The following is a 14980-nucleotide window of genomic DNA, read 5'->3' as shown; positions in this document are numbered from 1 at the left end:
GCAACGATGACCATCACATCCAGCCCCGCTCGATACCGCCGCCTGCCCCTTGCCGCAGCGCTCGCCGGAGCCGCAGCCCTGCTCGGCGCCTGCAACTACACCAGAGACGCTGCCACCACGGCGAGCATCCCGGACGACTACCGGCTGCGCCACCCGATTGCGATCCAGGAGGCCCCGGACTCCCTGGTGGTCTTCGTCGGCCAGGGCCGTGGCGGCCTGACCGCCGAGCAGCGCGCCGACGTGATGGGACTGGCCCAGGGCTGGATTCGCCAAGGCACGGGCGCGATCAGCGCCGACGTGCCGAGCGGCACCCCCAATGCACGGGCGGCCGCCGACTCGATGCGGGAGATCCACTCCCTGCTTGCCGCCGCCGGCGTTCCGCCGCACGGCATCACCGTACGCAATTATCAGCCGAAGGACCCGCGCCAGATGGCCGCGATCCGGCTGAGCTATCCTAAAATGTCGGCCACGGTCGGGCCCTGCGGCGTCTGGCCGGACGACCTCGGGCCGTCGATCAAGAACAAGAACTGGTTCGACAACAAGCCTGACTGGAACTACGGCTGCGCCTACCAGCGCAACATGGCGGCAATGGTCGCAAACCCGTCTGATCTCGTGCAGCCGCGATCCGAAACGCCGTCCTATACCACCCGGCGCACGGCGTTGTTCGACAAATATCGCAAGGGACAATCAACCGCGATCACGTATCCAGAGGCCGACAAGGCCAAACTCAGCGACACAGGCAAATGATCAGCTACGCCCGACAGACCCAAGAGGAGCAGCCTGACGTCGTGCCGCCGCCGGCCGACGATCACATCGCGCCCGCGCCGCGCGTGTCCGTGCAGGCGTTCTGTGAGACGGTGGAAACCGCCGCGACGGTTCAGGCCGCCGGTGAGGACCGGCGCCTCGGCAAGGCGCATCTGAAGGTTCAGATGGGCGGCATGGCGGCGGCGATCGAGGCCTACCGGTCGGCACCGACCCCGAACGTCATCATCCTGGAGACGGATGCGCGCACCGACATCCTGGCAGGCCTGGATCAGCTCGCCACGGTTTGCGACCCGGGCACGCGCGTCGTCGTGATCGGCCGCGTCAACGACGTCACGCTGTATCGCGAGCTGGTGCGGCGCGGCGTCAGCGACTATGTGCTGTCGCCGGTGACGCCGATCGACGTCGTCCGCTCGATCTGCAACCTGTTCTCGGCGCCAGAGGCCAAGGCCGTCGGGCGCATCATTGCCGTCGTCGGCGCCAAGGGTGGCGTCGGAGCTTCGACCCTCGCCCATAACATCGCCTGGGCGATCGCGCGCAACCTGTCGATGGATTCCGTCGTGGCCGACCTTGATTTGGCGTTCGGCACCGCCGGCCTCGACTACAACCAGGATCCCGCGCAGGGCATCGCGGACGCGGTGTTCTCGCCGGACCGGATCGACATCGCCTTCATGGACCGGCTGTTGTCGAAATGCACCGATCATCTGAGCCTGCTGGCCGCGCCCGCGACGCTCGACCGGGTCTACGATTTCGGCGCCGAGGCATTCGATGCGGTCTTCGACACGCTGCGGGCCTCGATGCCCTGCATCGTGCTCGACGTTCCGCATCAATGGGCAGGCTGGACCAAGCGGGCGCTGATCTCCGCGGACGACATCCTGATCGTGGCGGCGCCGGATCTCGCCTCGCTGCGCAACACCAAGAACATGTTCGATCTCCTCAAGGCCGCTCGGCCGAACGATCGCATGCCGCTCTACTGCCTGAACCAGGTCGGCGTTCCCAAGCGGCCCGAGATCAATGCGAGCGAGTTCGCCAAGGCGATCGAAAGCCCGCCGATCGCCACGATCCCGTTCGAGCCGCAGATCTTCGGCGCCGCCGCCAACAACGGCCAGATGATTGCGGAAATGTCTCCCAGTCATCGGACGACGGAGATGTTTCTCCAGATTGCGCAGCGGCTCACCGGCCGCAGCGAGACCAAGAAGCCGAAAGGCTCCTTCCTGTCGCCTCTGCTGGACAAGCTGAGGGCGAAGTAGGCACGCGTGGAGTTCTAAGTCGTGTTTGGTAAGCGTAGCGGATTGGACAACGATACCAGGACCCTCAGGCCGGCTGCGCCAGCGCCCGAGCCGGCGCCGGCCGCACCACGCGCGGCGTCTCCGGCCGTGCCGTCGCCACCTCTGGCTCCGACCCGGCAGGCTCCGCCGCCGCCGCCACCGGTTGTCGAGGCCCGGCGTTCGGACAGTTACTATCAGGTCAAGGCGACGATCTTCGGGGCGCTGATCGAAGCGATCGATCTCGCTCAGCTGGCCAAGCTCGACGGCGAATCCGCGCGCGAGGAAATCCGCGACATCGTCAACGAGATCATCGCGATCAAGAATATCGTGATGTCGATCGCCGAGCAGGAAGAGCTGCTCGACGATATCTGCAACGACGTCCTCGGCTATGGCCCGCTGGAGCCGCTGCTGTCGCGCGACGACATCGCCGACATCATGGTCAACGGCGCCGGTACGGTCTTTATCGAAGTCAACGGCAAGATCCAGCGCACGGGCATCCGGTTCCGCGACAACCAGCAGCTCCTGAACATCTGCCAGCGCATCGTCAGCCAGGTCGGCCGCCGCGTCGACGAATCCTCGCCGATCTGCGACGCGCGTCTCGCCGACGGCTCGCGCGTCAACGCCATCGTTCCGCCGCTTGCGATCGACGGCCCCGCGCTCACCATTCGAAAGTTCAAGAAGGACAAGCTGACCCTCGATCAGCTGGTCAAGTTCGGCGCGATCTCGCCGGAGGGCGCAGAAATCCTGCAGATCATCGGCCGCGTCCGCTGCAACGTGCTGATCTCCGGCGGTACCGGTTCGGGCAAGACCACGCTGTTGAACTGCCTGACCAACTATATCGATCACGACGAGCGCGTCATCACCTGCGAGGACGCCGCCGAGCTCCAGCTGCAGCAGCCACACGTGGTGCGCCTCGAAACCCGGCCGCCCAACATCGAAGGCGAAGGCCAGGTGACGATGCGCGAGCTGGTGAGAAACTGCCTGCGTATGCGACCCGAACGCATCATCGTCGGCGAGGTCCGCGGACCCGAGGCCTTCGACCTGCTGCAGGCCATGAACACCGGTCACGACGGATCGATGGGCACGCTGCACGCCAACAACCCGCGCGAAGCCTTGTCCCGCTGCGAATCCATGATCACGATGGGCGGCTTCTCGCTGCCGTCGCGGACCATCCGTGAGATGATCTGCGCCTCGATCGACGTCATCGTCCAGGCGGCGCGCCTGCGCGACGGCTCCCGCCGCATCACGCACATCACCGAGGTGATGGGCATGGAAGGCGACACCATCATCACCCAGGACATCTTCCTCTACGACATGATCGGCGAGGACGCGAACGGCAAGATCATCGGGCGCCACCGCTCGACCGGAATCGGTCGGCCGCGGTTCTGGGAGCGTGCGCGCTACTACGGCGAAGAGAAGCGGCTTGCGGCTGCACTCGACGCCGCCGAAGTCGCGAGCAAGGACTGAGGAGAGACCCCATGAAGCTTCAGGCTCTCGCCCTTGCCTTCCTCGCCGCCACCGCCATCGGCGGCATCGCCTGGGTGTTCCTTTATCCCCTGCTGTCGGGTGAGCGGAAGGCCGAGCAGCGGCGCAGCACCGTCGCCAAGTCCGAGCCGGTGGTCCGCCAGGCCGAACGCAGTCAGCGCTCGCGCCGCGAGCAGGTCGAGTCGTCGCTGAAGGATCTCGAGGCGAAGGCCCAGAAGCAGAGCAAAGTCCCGCTGAATATGCGGATTTCGCAGGCTGGGCTCGACTGGACCGTGCAGAAGTTCTGGATCGTTTCCGGCGTCCTCGGCTTCGTCGTCTGCGCGGTCGCCTTCTTCGCCGGTGGCGGCCCGCTCGGCGCGCTCGGGCTCGGCTTCGCTGCAGGTCTCGGTTTGCCGCGCTGGATCCTCGGCTACCTCAAGAAGCGGCGCGAGAAGAAATTCCTGGCAGCATTGCCGGACGCCGTCGACGTGATCGTGCGCGGCATCAAGGCGGGCCTGCCGCTGTTCGAATCGATCAAGGTCGTCGCCGCCGATGCGCCGGAGCCCTTGCGCAGCGAGTTCCTCGCGATCATCGAGACCCAGGCGATCGGCATGCCGCTCGGCGAGGCCTGTGCGCGGCTGTATGAGCGTATGCCGCTGCCGGAAGCCAACTTCTTCGGCATCGTCATCGCGATCCAGCAGAAGTCGGGCGGCAATCTCTCCGAGGCTCTCGGCAACCTCTCGAAGGTGCTGCGCGACCGCAAGAAGATGAGCGAGAAGATCCAGGCGATGTCGATGGAAGCCAAGGCCTCCGCGGGCATCATCGGATCGCTGCCGCCGATCGTGATGCTGCTGGTCTATCTGAGCACGCCCGACTACATCTCGCTGCTCTGGACCCATCCGACCGGCCAGCTGATGCTGGTCGGCTGCGTGATCTGGATGTCGATGGGCATCCTGGTCATGAAGAAGATGATCAATTTCGATTTCTGAGGTGGACCATGGTCGACTTTCTGGTCACCAAGCTGCACGACCCGCACTTCATGACGATGTTCTTCGCCGCCATCGCGGCGACGGCCACCGTCTATACGCTGATCATGCCGCTGTTCGCGGGCGAAAACCTGAACAAGCGCATGAAGGCGGTCGCCAGCGAACGCGAGCGGATCAAGCAGCGTGAGCGCGAGCGGTTGAACGCCGGCGAGAAGGTCTCGCTGCGGCAGACGCCGAAGCAGCTCATCTCTCGTGTCGTGGAGGATTTCAACCTCACCAAATGGCTCGCCCAGGAAGCGGCCCGCGAGAAGCTCATCATGGCGGGCTACCGCGGCCAGGCGCCCTACATCACTTTCCTGTTCGCGCGCATGGTGACACCGCTGGTGCTGTTCGTCGGCTCCGTGCTGTACGTCTTCGTGATCGCCAATCTGCAGAAGTCGATGCCGGTCAAGATCGGCATCTGCGTCGGCATGGCCTATCTCGGCCTGCAGGCGCCGATGCTGTTCCTCAGCAATGCGATCTCCAAGCGCCAGTTGTCGATCAAGCGCGCTTTTCCCGACGCGCTCGACCTGCTGCTGATCTGCATCGAGTCCGGCATGTCGATCGAGGCCGCCTTCCGCCGGGTGGCGATCGAGATCTCGAGCCAGTCGATCGCGTTGTCGGAGGAGTTCACGCTGACCACCGCCGAGCTCTCCTACCTGCAGGACCGCAAGGTCGCCTATGAGAACCTCGCCCGCCGCACCGGCCTGGAGGGCGTGAAGTCGGTCTGCCTCGCGCTCCAGCAATCGGAGCGATACGGCACGCCGCTTGGGCAGTCGCTGCGCGTGATGGCGCAGGAAAATCGCGACATGCGCATGAACGAGGCCGAGAAGAAGGCCGCGGCGCTGCCGCCGAAGCTGACGGTGCCGATGATCCTGTTCTTCCTGCCGGTGCTGTTCGTGGTCATTCTGGGACCGACCGGCATCAAGGTCGCGGCCATGCAGTAGACGTAGACCGCTCGCGAGAAATTTCGCTTGCGGTCGCGGCTCTACCCTGGAAGCTAGGCTGAGCATGATCGAGGTCTCCGCCTGATGTCCGACAAGCTCCGCCGCGCCGATGGCGCCCGCGTTCTGGCCGATCTGAACGCGCTGCGTGCCTTCGGCACCTACAAGACCGGCGTGCACCGGCCGACCTTCTCCAACGCCCACCGGCAGTCGCTGGCCTGGCTCGCCGAGCGCCTGCCCGACGCGCAGCTCACGCCTGATATCGACGGCATCGGCAATGTGCTCGGCACCAGCGCCAAGCCGGGCCCCAAGCTGCTGGCCGGATCGCATCTCGAGAGCCAGAATCGGGCCGGCTGGCTCGACGGCCCGCTCGGCGTCATCTACGCGCTGGAGGCGGCGCGCGTGCTCAATCCAGACCCGTCCATCAACGGTGCGGTGGAGGTCGCCTCCTGGTGCGACGAGGAGGGCCACTTCGGCAGCATGCTCGGCAGCCGGTCCTATGTCGGCGACGTCAGCGAGGCCGACATCGATGCTGCCCGCGACCGCAGCAGCCCGCGCACGATGCGCGAGGCGCTTGCCGAGATGGGCCTCGCCGGACGGCCGCGCCTGCAGGCCGAGCGCGGCCGGCATATCGGCTATCTCGAAGCTCATATCGAGCAGGGCGACACGCTCGAGGCGAGCGGGCTCAAGATCGGTGTCGTCACCTCGATCGTCGGCATCTGGCAATACCGCATCACCTTCACCGGCGAGCAGAACCATGCCGGCACGACGCGGATGGCGGTGCGCAAGGATGCCGGGCTCGCGCTCGCCAAGTTCTGTGTCGCGATCGATGCGCGCTTTCCGGCCGCCTGCGGCCCGCGCACGGTGTGGACCACGGGACGCATCACGCTCGATCCGGGCGCACCGAGCATCATCCCCGGCCAGGCCGAGATGCTGTTCCAGATCCGCGACGACAATGCCGCCGTGGTCGACCGGCTCGAGGAGCTGCTGCGTGAGATGGCTGCGCAGGCGTCAGACGCAGGTCCCTGCCATGTCGCCGTCGAACGCATCCGTACCGGCGCGCCGGCCATGATGGACGGCACGTTCCAGGATGCGATCGAGGCCGCCAGCCGCGATCTCGCCGGCGGCAAGTCGCTGCGGATGCCGAGCGGCGCCGGACACGACGCGCAGGTGCTGGCCACCATCATGCCGGCCGGCATGCTGTTCGTGCCGTCGATCGGCGGCATCAGCCATCACTGGACCGAGAACACGGCCGACGCCGACATCGTCACCGGCGCCGACGTGTTCGTCGACACATGCCGCCGCCTGCTCACAGGCGCGACACGATAGGGCACGCCGTCAGTCCGGCGGGTTGAGCGCGGCCATCGGCGCCGCGTTGCGCGCCTTGCCCTTGCCCTGGCTCTGCCCCTGAATCATCTGCTTGAGATAGGCGACGTTGGCGGCGGCCTCGTCCGGCGGCAGATCGGCCCGTGCGATCTGCTCGGCCTCCGCGAAGCGTCCCTGCAGGCCGACGACGAGCGCGAGGTTCTGGCGCACCCGCGCGTCCGCCCGCTGCGAGCCGTAGGCCTGGCGCAGCACCTCCTCGGCCTTCGGCAGCTCCCGTGTCAGCATGTAGGATAGGCCGAGATTGGACAGCACCGAGGGCTCGCCCGGCACGATCTTCAGCGCGCTGTCGTAATAGCGCCGCGCCTCGTCGTGGCGGCCCATCTGGTCCAAGACGGTGCCCTGCACCGACAGCAGCTTCCAATCGGGATTGTCGGGCGAGTGCGCGCGCGACAGCACGTCGAACGCCAGCTTGAAATTGCCGTTGTCGGCGAGCGCCCGTCCGTAGGCCGCGAGCACGGTCTTGTTGCCGGCGTTGGCGAGCGTGGCCTGCTCGAGCACGGCGACCGCCTGCTCGCGCTGGCCGTTGTTGCGCAGCGCCTGGCCGTAGGCGAGCGCGATGGCCGCATCCTTCGGGTTGGCGCGGTAGCGCTCGCCATAGACCTCGACCGCGCGCTGCGGGGTCGCGGGCGGCGGCGGCTCGGCCCGGCTGCGCAGCGAGCCCGTGACGTCGGACATAGTCTGGCAGCCGCCGAGGCCCGCAGCGACGAGCGCGGCGAGGGCAACGGACGCGAGGAGCCGGGGAATGGGAGGCGCTTGACGCATGTCACTTGGACTCGAACGGGCGAATTGAACGCGCCAGCAATAAACTGTTAACGCTAACAGCCGGTTAATGGCGTGTTCCAGGCGCAGCCGTCACATTTGCGTCGGCTTGCAGGCGATGCGGCCGGCGCGATTGCAGCGGCCTCCAAACTCTGCGAAGTCTGGCTGCCGCGCGCCAGTTAGGGAACCATTAGGCATGCCGTCGATGTTCGAGACCGCCTCCACAACGTCCGCCATCCCGATCACCTTCGTGACGAAGGCGAACTGGCCGGGGATCAAGGAGAGCCTGTCGGTTGAAGCGCGCAACTTCGCCGAGGCCAACGTCTACACCGCCAAGCCCGGCAGCTATCTGGCGCTGCCAGCCGCCGACGGCCGCATCGCGCAGGTCCTGTTCGGCATCGAGGACGACGACGCCGGGCACCGCGATCTGTTCCGGCCCGGCGCCCTGCCCGGCCTGCTGCCTGCGGGCACCTACCGCTTTGCCAATGCTCCCCATGATGCGCGGCTGGCGGCGCTCGCCTTCGCGCTCGGCAGCTACCGCTTCGGCCGCTACCGCAAGACCGAGACGCCGGAGGTTCGCCTCGTTCCGCCGGATGGCGTCGACGCCGCCGAGCTGAACCGACTTGCCGACGCGGCGACATTGGCGCGCGACCTCGTCAACACGCCGTCCAACGACATGGGGCCCGAGGAGCTCGAGGCCGCTGCAAAGCAGCTCGCCGACCGCTTCGGCGCCCGCTTCACCAGCATCGTCGGCGACGACCTGCTGCAAGCGAACCATCCGCTGATCCATGCCGTCGGCCGCGCCTCGACCCGCGCGCCGCGCCTGATCGAGCTCGTCTGGGGCGATCCATCACATCCCAAGGTGACCCTGGTCGGCAAGGGCGTCTGCTTCGACACCGGCGGGCTCGACCTGAAGCCGTCGAGCAGCATGCTCCTGATGAAGAAGGACATGGGCGGCGCCGCCAACGTGCTGGCGCTGGCGCAGATGGTGATGGATGCCAAGCTCAAGCTGCATCTGCGCGTGCTGATTCCAGCGGTCGAGAACGCGGTCGCCGGCAACGCCTTCCGTCCGCTCGACGTGTTTCCCTCGCGCAAGGGCATCACGGTCGAGATCGGCAACACCGATGCCGAGGGCCGGCTGGTCCTGGCTGACGCGCTGGCGCTGGCCGACGAGGACAAGCCCGACCTGCTGATCGACATGGGCACGCTGACCGGCGCGGCGCGCGTCGCGCTCGGTCCCGATTTGCCGCCATTCTACACCCAGGACGAGGCGCTCGCAGCCGATGTCGCGCGCTGCGCTGCCGCCGAGAACGATCCGCTGTGGCGCATGCCGCTGTGGGCACCGTACGACTCGTGGCTCGACTCCAAGGTCGCGACCATCAACAACGCGCCCTCGGGCGGCTTCGCCGGCTCGATCACCTGCGCGCTGTTCCTGCAGCGCTTCGTCGAGCACGCGAAGAGCTGGCTGCATCTCGACATCTTCGCCTGGACGCCGTCCGCCAAGCCGGGCCGGCCCGAGGGCGGCGAATGCCAGGCGGCGCGTGCGCTCTACAAGCTCCTGAGCGAGCGCTATGGCTGATCCGCGCCTCACGCCTGCGCGCGGCGACATCGCTGCGAAGCATCTCGAAGGCCAGGTCACGGCCGCGCGCTTCGTCGAGGGCGAGATGCTGGTGGTCGCCGATTCCATCGCCCCGCTGCGCCAGCAGCCGTTCTCCGGCGCCGAGCTGGCGACGCAGGCGCTGAGGGGCGAGCGCGTCACGATCTATGATCGCAACGGCGAGGGCTGGGCCTGGGGCCAGCTCGCGGCCGACGGCTATGTCGGCTGGCTGCCGGAGGCCGCGCTGGCGGCGCCCGCCGTAGCACCGACGCACAAGATCAGCGCCGTGCGCAGCTTCGCGTTCCCCGGACCGTCGATCAAACTGCCGCCGGTCGCGACGCTGCTGATGGGCTCGACCATCGCGGTCGCGCGCGAGGACGCGAGCTTCGCCGTGACGGCCGATGGCTGGTTCGTGCCGAAGCCGCACGTGGCGCTGCTCGGTGCCATCGAGCCCGATTATGTCGCGGTCGCCGAACGCTTCGTCGGCACGCCCTATCTGTGGGGCGGCAAGAGCAGCCTCGGCATCGACTGCTCCGGCCTGGTGCAGGTGTCGTTGAATGCTGCGGGTGTGCCGTGCCCGCGCGACAGCGACATGCAGCTCGCCGCGCTGGGGCGCTTGCTCGACGGGGGAGAGCCGCTTCGCCGCGGCGATCTGATGTTCTGGAGGGGCCACGTCGCCATCGTGCGCGATGCTGACACGATCGTCCACGCCAACGCGTTTCATATGGCCACGCAGATCGAGCCGATCGGCGAAGCGATTGCCCGTATCAAGGCGAGCGGGAGCGATGTGCTCGCGATCAAGCGGCTGGATTGACTCGCCTCATCGCGCTGGCGCGTCCTCCCGATGAGGTTTTGAGACGCAGGCTCCCTCCTCCGTCATTGCGAGCGTAAGCGAAGCAATCCAGAGTCCCGCCCTCGACTCTGGATTGCTTCGCTGCGCTCGCAATGACGCGGAGAGAGCGGCGCAAGAGTCCGATATACCTATCAAACAGCAACAGGCCGCGCCAAACAGCAGGGCAAGCATCCGCATTCTCGCGGCCTCATGGGCCCGAGCTTTGCGCAATCATCCGCCCTCGAAAACATGAGAGGGCGCAGGGAAGGCCGGGTGCCGACCGCACCCGTGGTTGCGTGCAACAAGCACGCGGTAGTCACCACAGGTACGGGCCGAACATCCGGCCTTCCCTGCGCGATGTTTTGCGACTTACTTCGTGATCTCCCCAGGGACCGGCTTTCTTGCCCCTGCCGGCCGCAGGCCTCATCGGCTCCCGCGACCTTGACGCCAGCATCGGGGCGCCAGGACCACACGACTTCGCCGTCCGCATGACACCGTTCGTCGGTGCGCGAATGCACACTGCAACATCATCGCGGCCATCGCATCCCGCACCCGACGTCCGTGACGACGCGTACGTCCCTCTCGTGGGGCAGGACGGGGCAGAGTATGCACGATTTCCGGAAAAAAGAAATATGAATATTTTTCGCGAGAGGACTGGACAGGCGTTCGCGGACCGCGCCCGTCGGCCAAATCACCCGCAATCGCGTGGGTTCTCGCCGCAGCCCAAGAGATCTGAGATTCTGACTGTCGGCGCTTTTGGTAATTCGCCCGGTCTCGAGAGTATAGCGACAGATTGGTGCCCGGCAGACGATTGCCGCTTCTGTGAAGGGTTTCGGATGCCGGCCGCATGATTGACGGCGCGGCATATTCGGGCGGCCGGCGTCCGAAAACCTCCAAGGGAGGAACCCGCGCATGGTGGGCAGGACTGGTGCGGAGGCGCATTCCACCGGGCCGCTCGATGAGCGGCGGGCACGACGAGCAGCTTTGCAGAATGGCGGTTGTACGGTCACGAGGTGTCGATCCTGATGGCGCTGGTTGGCGCAGTCGGCTGATGGCGCGGCTGCCGTCGCCTCTGTTGATCTAGCGCAAGGCTGGAATTGAGAAGAACGGCCACATTGAGAAGAAGGGCCACGTTGATGCGACAGAGGGGCGGATCATGGGGCGCGCAGGACGCTGGCGGGTTCAAGGAGCGGCCATCGTCGCCGCGATGATTCTGCTGGCGTCGCCGGCGCGGGCGGGCTGCAGTCCAGAAGACATCGCGGATGCCTTTATCGGGACGCTGTCCGCCGCATATGTGTGCAAGTCGGTCTATGAGAATGACGCAAGCCGCTACGCAGCGATTGCACTGACCGCAGCACTCAGCGGCGTCGCCTTGTCAGGGTCGGACACGGGGAAAGGGCAAGCCCTGGTCAATCAATTCTGCGCAGAGGCGCAGGGCAACGCCGACCAAGTCGTCAGCAAGCTGAACACGATCTTTGGCAACGCGATCGCAGAAAATGTTCTCGGCGATCTTTCCAAGGAGCTCGCAGCCGTTGGCGCGGCCGCAGACGTCGTGAAATGCGCCTGCAAGAGCGAGCAGAGCACCGTTGGATTGGGTTCCGAAGTCGGCTCATGTCTTCAGGAGGCGCTGTGCTGGGGGCAGGAAAAGCTTGGCATGCAGTCCTGCGGCGATTGCGAGGTCCTTCCGCCTGTTCAAGCCACATGCGCCGCGATCAACGCGACGTGCGAAAAAGTACATTACATGGAGTGGTGGAGGTACCCGGAATGTCAAGGCATCGGCGGCCCCGGCTCGATCTTCAGCCCTTCCAGCAAAGGCGTCTATCAGGATCAATACGATCGATATGGCGTGGGCATGGTGGAAACCGGCGACGGGACGCTGGTGGTCACGGATCCCGGCGCCTATGCCTGCCACACAGGGAGCAGTTACTGCACCTGTCCGAAACCGATGGTGCCGCACTGGCAACAGGTCCCCAACCCCGGATCCGGCGATAGCAAGTACGTGTTCTCGTGCGATTGCCCGAAGGACACCCATCCCGGCGCGTTGAAGTCGGACGGGCTCTCCGAGTGCCTGTGCGACGACACCAACCAGGTGGCGGTTTTCGGCTTTGCGCCCTACGGCATGTGTCCGCCCGCGGCCTGCCCGGCCGGACAAACAAGACTCGGCGGCGACAAGAACAGCCCCTGTGTCACGCCCTGCTCCGACAAGAGCCAGGGAATGGCCTTTGACGGGAGCTGCTGCAATCCCGCGCAGATGACCAATTGTGGAGAATGTTGCCCACCGGACACCGTGCCCAACGTCAAGACCGGCTCCTGCGAGCCACGGCCCAAGCAGCCGAAATGAGGCGGACCGACATGATCGAGCTTGGCCGACAGACGTCCTTGACAGCCGCCGTCCGTGCGATGCGGCGCCTCGCCTGGCTGCTGATCCTGCCTCTCGCACTCGGGGGGCCCGCGTCGGCGCAAACGCCGCCCGGCGTTTACACCCCCGGCGATGCTGCAGTCACCGGATTCTCCGGGGCTATTCGCCCGTTCGAGATCGAGCCCGGTCAGGATCCCGACGTTCGGACCATCATCGATCCTGGAGGGCCGTCGCTGCGCATCGTCGATCTAAGACGCATGGGCGGTCCGCCCCAGGCGCAATTGGTCGGTGCGCCGAAGCCGTTCACCGTCAGCGCGAAGTCGATCGGGCAGGTGTTTGGCGTCGCTCTGGACGACAGTTCCCCCGCCAACATTTACGTCGCGGCGACATCCGCCTATGGTCTCTCGATCGTCGCGCCGGGACCTGAAGGTCGACCGCAACATGTCAGGCTCGGGACTAGCGGCGCGACCTTCATGCCGGCACAATGGGGTCCGGGCGGCGGCCCGGGATCGATCTGGAAGATCAATGGCGCCACCGGCGCGGTGACGCTGTTCGCGAATGTCACCACGGGCGACAAGGCCAATTCGGGCGCGGCGCTCGGGGGATTGGCCTATGATCCGGCGACCAAGTCTCTGTTCGTCGCCGACCGTGAGACCGGGCTGATCCATCGCTTCGGCCCGAACGGCGTCGACCTCGGTGTCTATGATCACGGCGTCGCCGGCAACGCAGCCGCGGGACTTCCGACGACGCCGGCGCCGGCCGGGCCAGGCGTCGATATTACGAATCCTCAATTCGACAGCGCGCAGCCCGAGACCTGGGGCTACGCGGCACCGGATCGGCGAGTGTTCGGCCTCGCCATTCGCGACCGCCGGCTCTACTACGCGGTCGCCGAGGGCTTGCGGGTGTGGTCGGTCGGGCTCAACGCGAACGGCTCGTTCGGTGCGGACGCCAGAATCGAAGTCGTCGCGCCGTCCGCCGCCGGCCCCACCGAGATCTCCAGGATTACTTTCGACGATGAGGGACGGATGTTTTTGGCCGAGCGGCCGGCGCCGACCGGGGCGCAGGATTTCGAGGCCTTGTCCGCGCCGTCGATCGGCCGCGTGCTGCGCTATACGCTGATCGGTGTCACTGAGATCAAGCAGCCGATCTGGCAGCCCTTGCCGGACGAATATGCGGTGGGATTCCCCGAACGTTTCCGCAATGGCAATGGCGGCGTCGCGATCGGCTACAGCTACGACATGGGCGGTACCATGAATCCGGCCTCCTGCGGCGGCTTCGTCTGGACCACCGGCGAACAATTGCGCCACGCCACCGATCCCAAGCTCGTGGCTCAACTCGGCCAGAACGACGCGCTTGCGATCGACGGACTGCAGGGGAATCCGATCTGGCGCATCCGCCGCGGCGATGAGCCACCGCTGCTCAGTTACTTCATCGACTATGCCGACGCGCCGCCCGATCTATCAGCTCGCGGGCACATGGGAGATATCGCCATCTTGCGCGCGTGTACGAGGGAAGCCGCACAGATACGGCTTGCGCCGCGTCCAGCCGGCGCGCCGCCTCCCGCCGGCATGCCGAAGCCGCCGGGTCTGCAGACCTGCAAGACCCATGTCTGCGGTTCGGACGGATCGGTTTGTCCGCCCAATCAGATCTGGATCATCAAGACCAAGAGCTGCGCGTCGAGCTGCGCCCCGCCCAATGTTCTGGTCAATGGCCAATGCTGCTCGCCCAAAGACCTACAGCCGAGGGGCATCTGTTCGAACAACAATCCGTCGACTGATATCGCCAAGCCGATGTGCGGCGTCAACCAGACGGCGATCGGCCCGAACAATGAATGCTGCGAGAACAGCCAGATCTATTCCGGCCCGATTGGCCAACAACTTTGCTGCGGGACGACCGTGGTGAACGGCGTGTGCGATCCGTTGAAGCCGAAAATTCCGGACTGGAAATGCCCCAGCTGCTGTGCGCCCGGCTATGTGAAGATCGCCGGCAAGTGCTGTCTCAAGAGCCAGGCGACGTCGAAGGGACAGTGCTGCCCGGCCGGCCAGATTGCGAGCCCCGACGGCACGCTATGCATACCGCTGCACTGGCTGCCGAGACTTTCACAGTGTTGCGCCTCGGGCTTCTTGCCGACTGCGAATGGCAAATGCTGCGCGCCCGCGAATCTGACGACGAGCGGCGAGTGCTGCGCGGCCCCGGTCGACCCAAAGGATCGAAGCCAGTGCTCCAAGAAGATCGAGAAGAAGTCCACCACGGTCGTCCCCGTGATTCCGAAGCTGCCGACGACGTGCCAACCTGGTGAGCGGCGCAATGCCAACGGCGTGTGCGTGGCACGCAAACCGGGGGTGACGCGGGACCGGCGGGCGCCGGATGTCGGTCGCCCGATCGTCTGCCCCCCCGGTTGGATTCCGGGGCCGCTTGGCGCGCGCTGCCGGCCGGCCGGCCGATTTGCGCCGCGCATGCCGGGGTTCAGACCGGTCCCCCCGCCCGGCACGATGATGCCGCGACGATGAAGGAAGCAGCGATGCACGAGGACACGAATTCGCAAATCATTACTGCACGCCAACTGCGGAAGTCGGCAGCCATA

General features: G+C 66.2%; 11 protein-coding genes. 10 read left to right on the top strand and 1 reads right to left on the bottom strand.

What is annotated here, in order from left to right:
• Window positions 1-6 precede the first annotated feature (6 nt).
• From QX039_RS24530 to QX039_RS24505, 6 genes are all read left to right on the top strand, one after another.
• A complete protein-coding gene (locus QX039_RS24530; protein ID WP_315734622.1) occupies window positions 7-747 on the top strand; it encodes a CpaD family pilus assembly protein in 741 nt (246 codons plus the stop codon).
• Entirely contained in the window at window positions 744-2012 is a 1269-nt protein-coding gene (locus tag QX039_RS24525; protein WP_315734624.1) for a CpaE family protein, read from the top strand. The genes QX039_RS24530 and QX039_RS24525 overlap by 4 nt, the downstream gene beginning before the upstream one ends.
• A gap of 21 nt (window positions 2013-2033) precedes the next feature.
• Window positions 2034-3497: a CpaF family protein gene (locus tag QX039_RS24520; RefSeq protein WP_315734626.1), complete on the top strand. Its 1464-nt coding sequence runs from the start codon at window positions 2034-2036 to the stop codon at window positions 3495-3497.
• An 11-nt stretch (window positions 3498-3508) separates the two neighbouring features.
• The gene (locus tag QX039_RS24515; protein ID WP_315734628.1) at window positions 3509-4483 is read left to right on the top strand and encodes a type II secretion system F family protein; all 975 of its coding nucleotides are present in this window, start codon (window positions 3509-3511) and stop codon (window positions 4481-4483) included.
• An 8-nt stretch (window positions 4484-4491) separates the two neighbouring features.
• Entirely contained in the window at window positions 4492-5466 is a 975-nt protein-coding gene (locus tag QX039_RS24510) for a type II secretion system F family protein (RefSeq protein WP_315734630.1), read from the top strand.
• 84 nt (window positions 5467-5550) lie between these two features.
• Window positions 5551-6792, top strand: coding sequence for a Zn-dependent hydrolase (locus tag QX039_RS24505; RefSeq protein WP_315734632.1), 1242 nt, complete (start codon window positions 5551-5553; stop codon window positions 6790-6792).
• Window positions 6793-6801: 9 nt separating this feature from the next.
• Here QX039_RS24505 and QX039_RS24500 read toward each other — a convergent pair whose 3' ends face one another.
• On the bottom strand, window positions 6802-7611 hold the full coding sequence (locus QX039_RS24500; RefSeq protein WP_315772612.1) for a tetratricopeptide repeat protein: 810 nt from the start codon (window positions 7609-7611) through the stop codon (window positions 6802-6804).
• 193 nt (window positions 7612-7804) lie between these two features.
• On the opposite strand from QX039_RS24500, the gene QX039_RS24495 reads away from it, so the two are divergent.
• The 4 genes from QX039_RS24495 to QX039_RS24480 all read left to right on the top strand — a co-directional run bounded on the left by QX039_RS24495 (window position 7805) and on the right by QX039_RS24480 (window position 14906).
• Entirely contained in the window at window positions 7805-9187 is a 1383-nt protein-coding gene (locus QX039_RS24495; RefSeq protein ID WP_315734636.1) for a leucyl aminopeptidase family protein, read from the top strand.
• Window positions 9180-10019 carry an NlpC/P60 family protein gene (locus tag QX039_RS24490; protein WP_315734638.1) on the top strand — a complete coding sequence of 280 codons (840 nt, stop codon included), beginning with the start codon at window positions 9180-9182 and terminating at the stop codon, window positions 10017-10019. Before QX039_RS24495 ends, QX039_RS24490 begins: the two co-directional genes overlap by 8 nt.
• Window positions 10020-11193: 1174 nt before the next feature.
• A complete protein-coding gene (locus QX039_RS24485) occupies window positions 11194-12378 on the top strand; it encodes a hypothetical protein (protein ID WP_315734640.1) in 1185 nt (394 codons plus the stop codon).
• Window positions 12375-14906, top strand: a complete 2532-nt coding sequence (locus QX039_RS24480) for a hypothetical protein (RefSeq protein WP_315734641.1) — start codon at window positions 12375-12377, stop codon at window positions 14904-14906. Before QX039_RS24485 ends, QX039_RS24480 begins: the two co-directional genes overlap by 4 nt.
• Window positions 14907-14980: the final 74 nt, after the last annotated feature.

Source organism: Bradyrhizobium sp. SZCCHNR1043 (assembly GCF_032489675.1).
Classification (GTDB): domain Bacteria; phylum Pseudomonadota; class Alphaproteobacteria; order Rhizobiales; family Xanthobacteraceae; genus Bradyrhizobium.
The sequence above is the reverse complement of the archived record's forward strand: the minus strand, read 5'-3'. Positions and strand labels throughout refer to the sequence as shown.

Bases quoted from the DNA above. Each gene is read 5' to 3' on its own strand.
- QX039_RS24530 (WP_315734622.1), top strand. From the start codon at position 7: ATGACCATCACATCCAGCCCCGCTCGATACCGCCGCCTGCCCCTTGCC.
- QX039_RS24525 (WP_315734624.1), top strand. From the start codon at position 744: ATGATCAGCTACGCCCGACAGACCCAAGAGGAGCAGCCTGACGTCGTG.
- QX039_RS24515 (WP_315734628.1), top strand. From the start codon at position 3,509: ATGAAGCTTCAGGCTCTCGCCCTTGCCTTCCTCGCCGCCACCGCCATC.
- QX039_RS24510 (WP_315734630.1), top strand. From the start codon at position 4,492: ATGGTCGACTTTCTGGTCACCAAGCTGCACGACCCGCACTTCATGACG.
- QX039_RS24505 (WP_315734632.1), top strand. From the start codon at position 5,551: ATGTCCGACAAGCTCCGCCGCGCCGATGGCGCCCGCGTTCTGGCCGAT.
- QX039_RS24500 (WP_315772612.1), bottom strand. From the start codon at position 7,611: ATGCGTCAAGCGCCTCCCATTCCCCGGCTCCTCGCGTCCGTTGCCCTC.
- QX039_RS24495 (WP_315734636.1), top strand. From the start codon at position 7,805: ATGCCGTCGATGTTCGAGACCGCCTCCACAACGTCCGCCATCCCGATC.
- QX039_RS24490 (WP_315734638.1), top strand. From the start codon at position 9,180: ATGGCTGATCCGCGCCTCACGCCTGCGCGCGGCGACATCGCTGCGAAG.
- QX039_RS24485 (WP_315734640.1), top strand. From the start codon at position 11,194: ATGGGGCGCGCAGGACGCTGGCGGGTTCAAGGAGCGGCCATCGTCGCC.
- QX039_RS24480 (WP_315734641.1), top strand. From the start codon at position 12,375: ATGAGGCGGACCGACATGATCGAGCTTGGCCGACAGACGTCCTTGACA.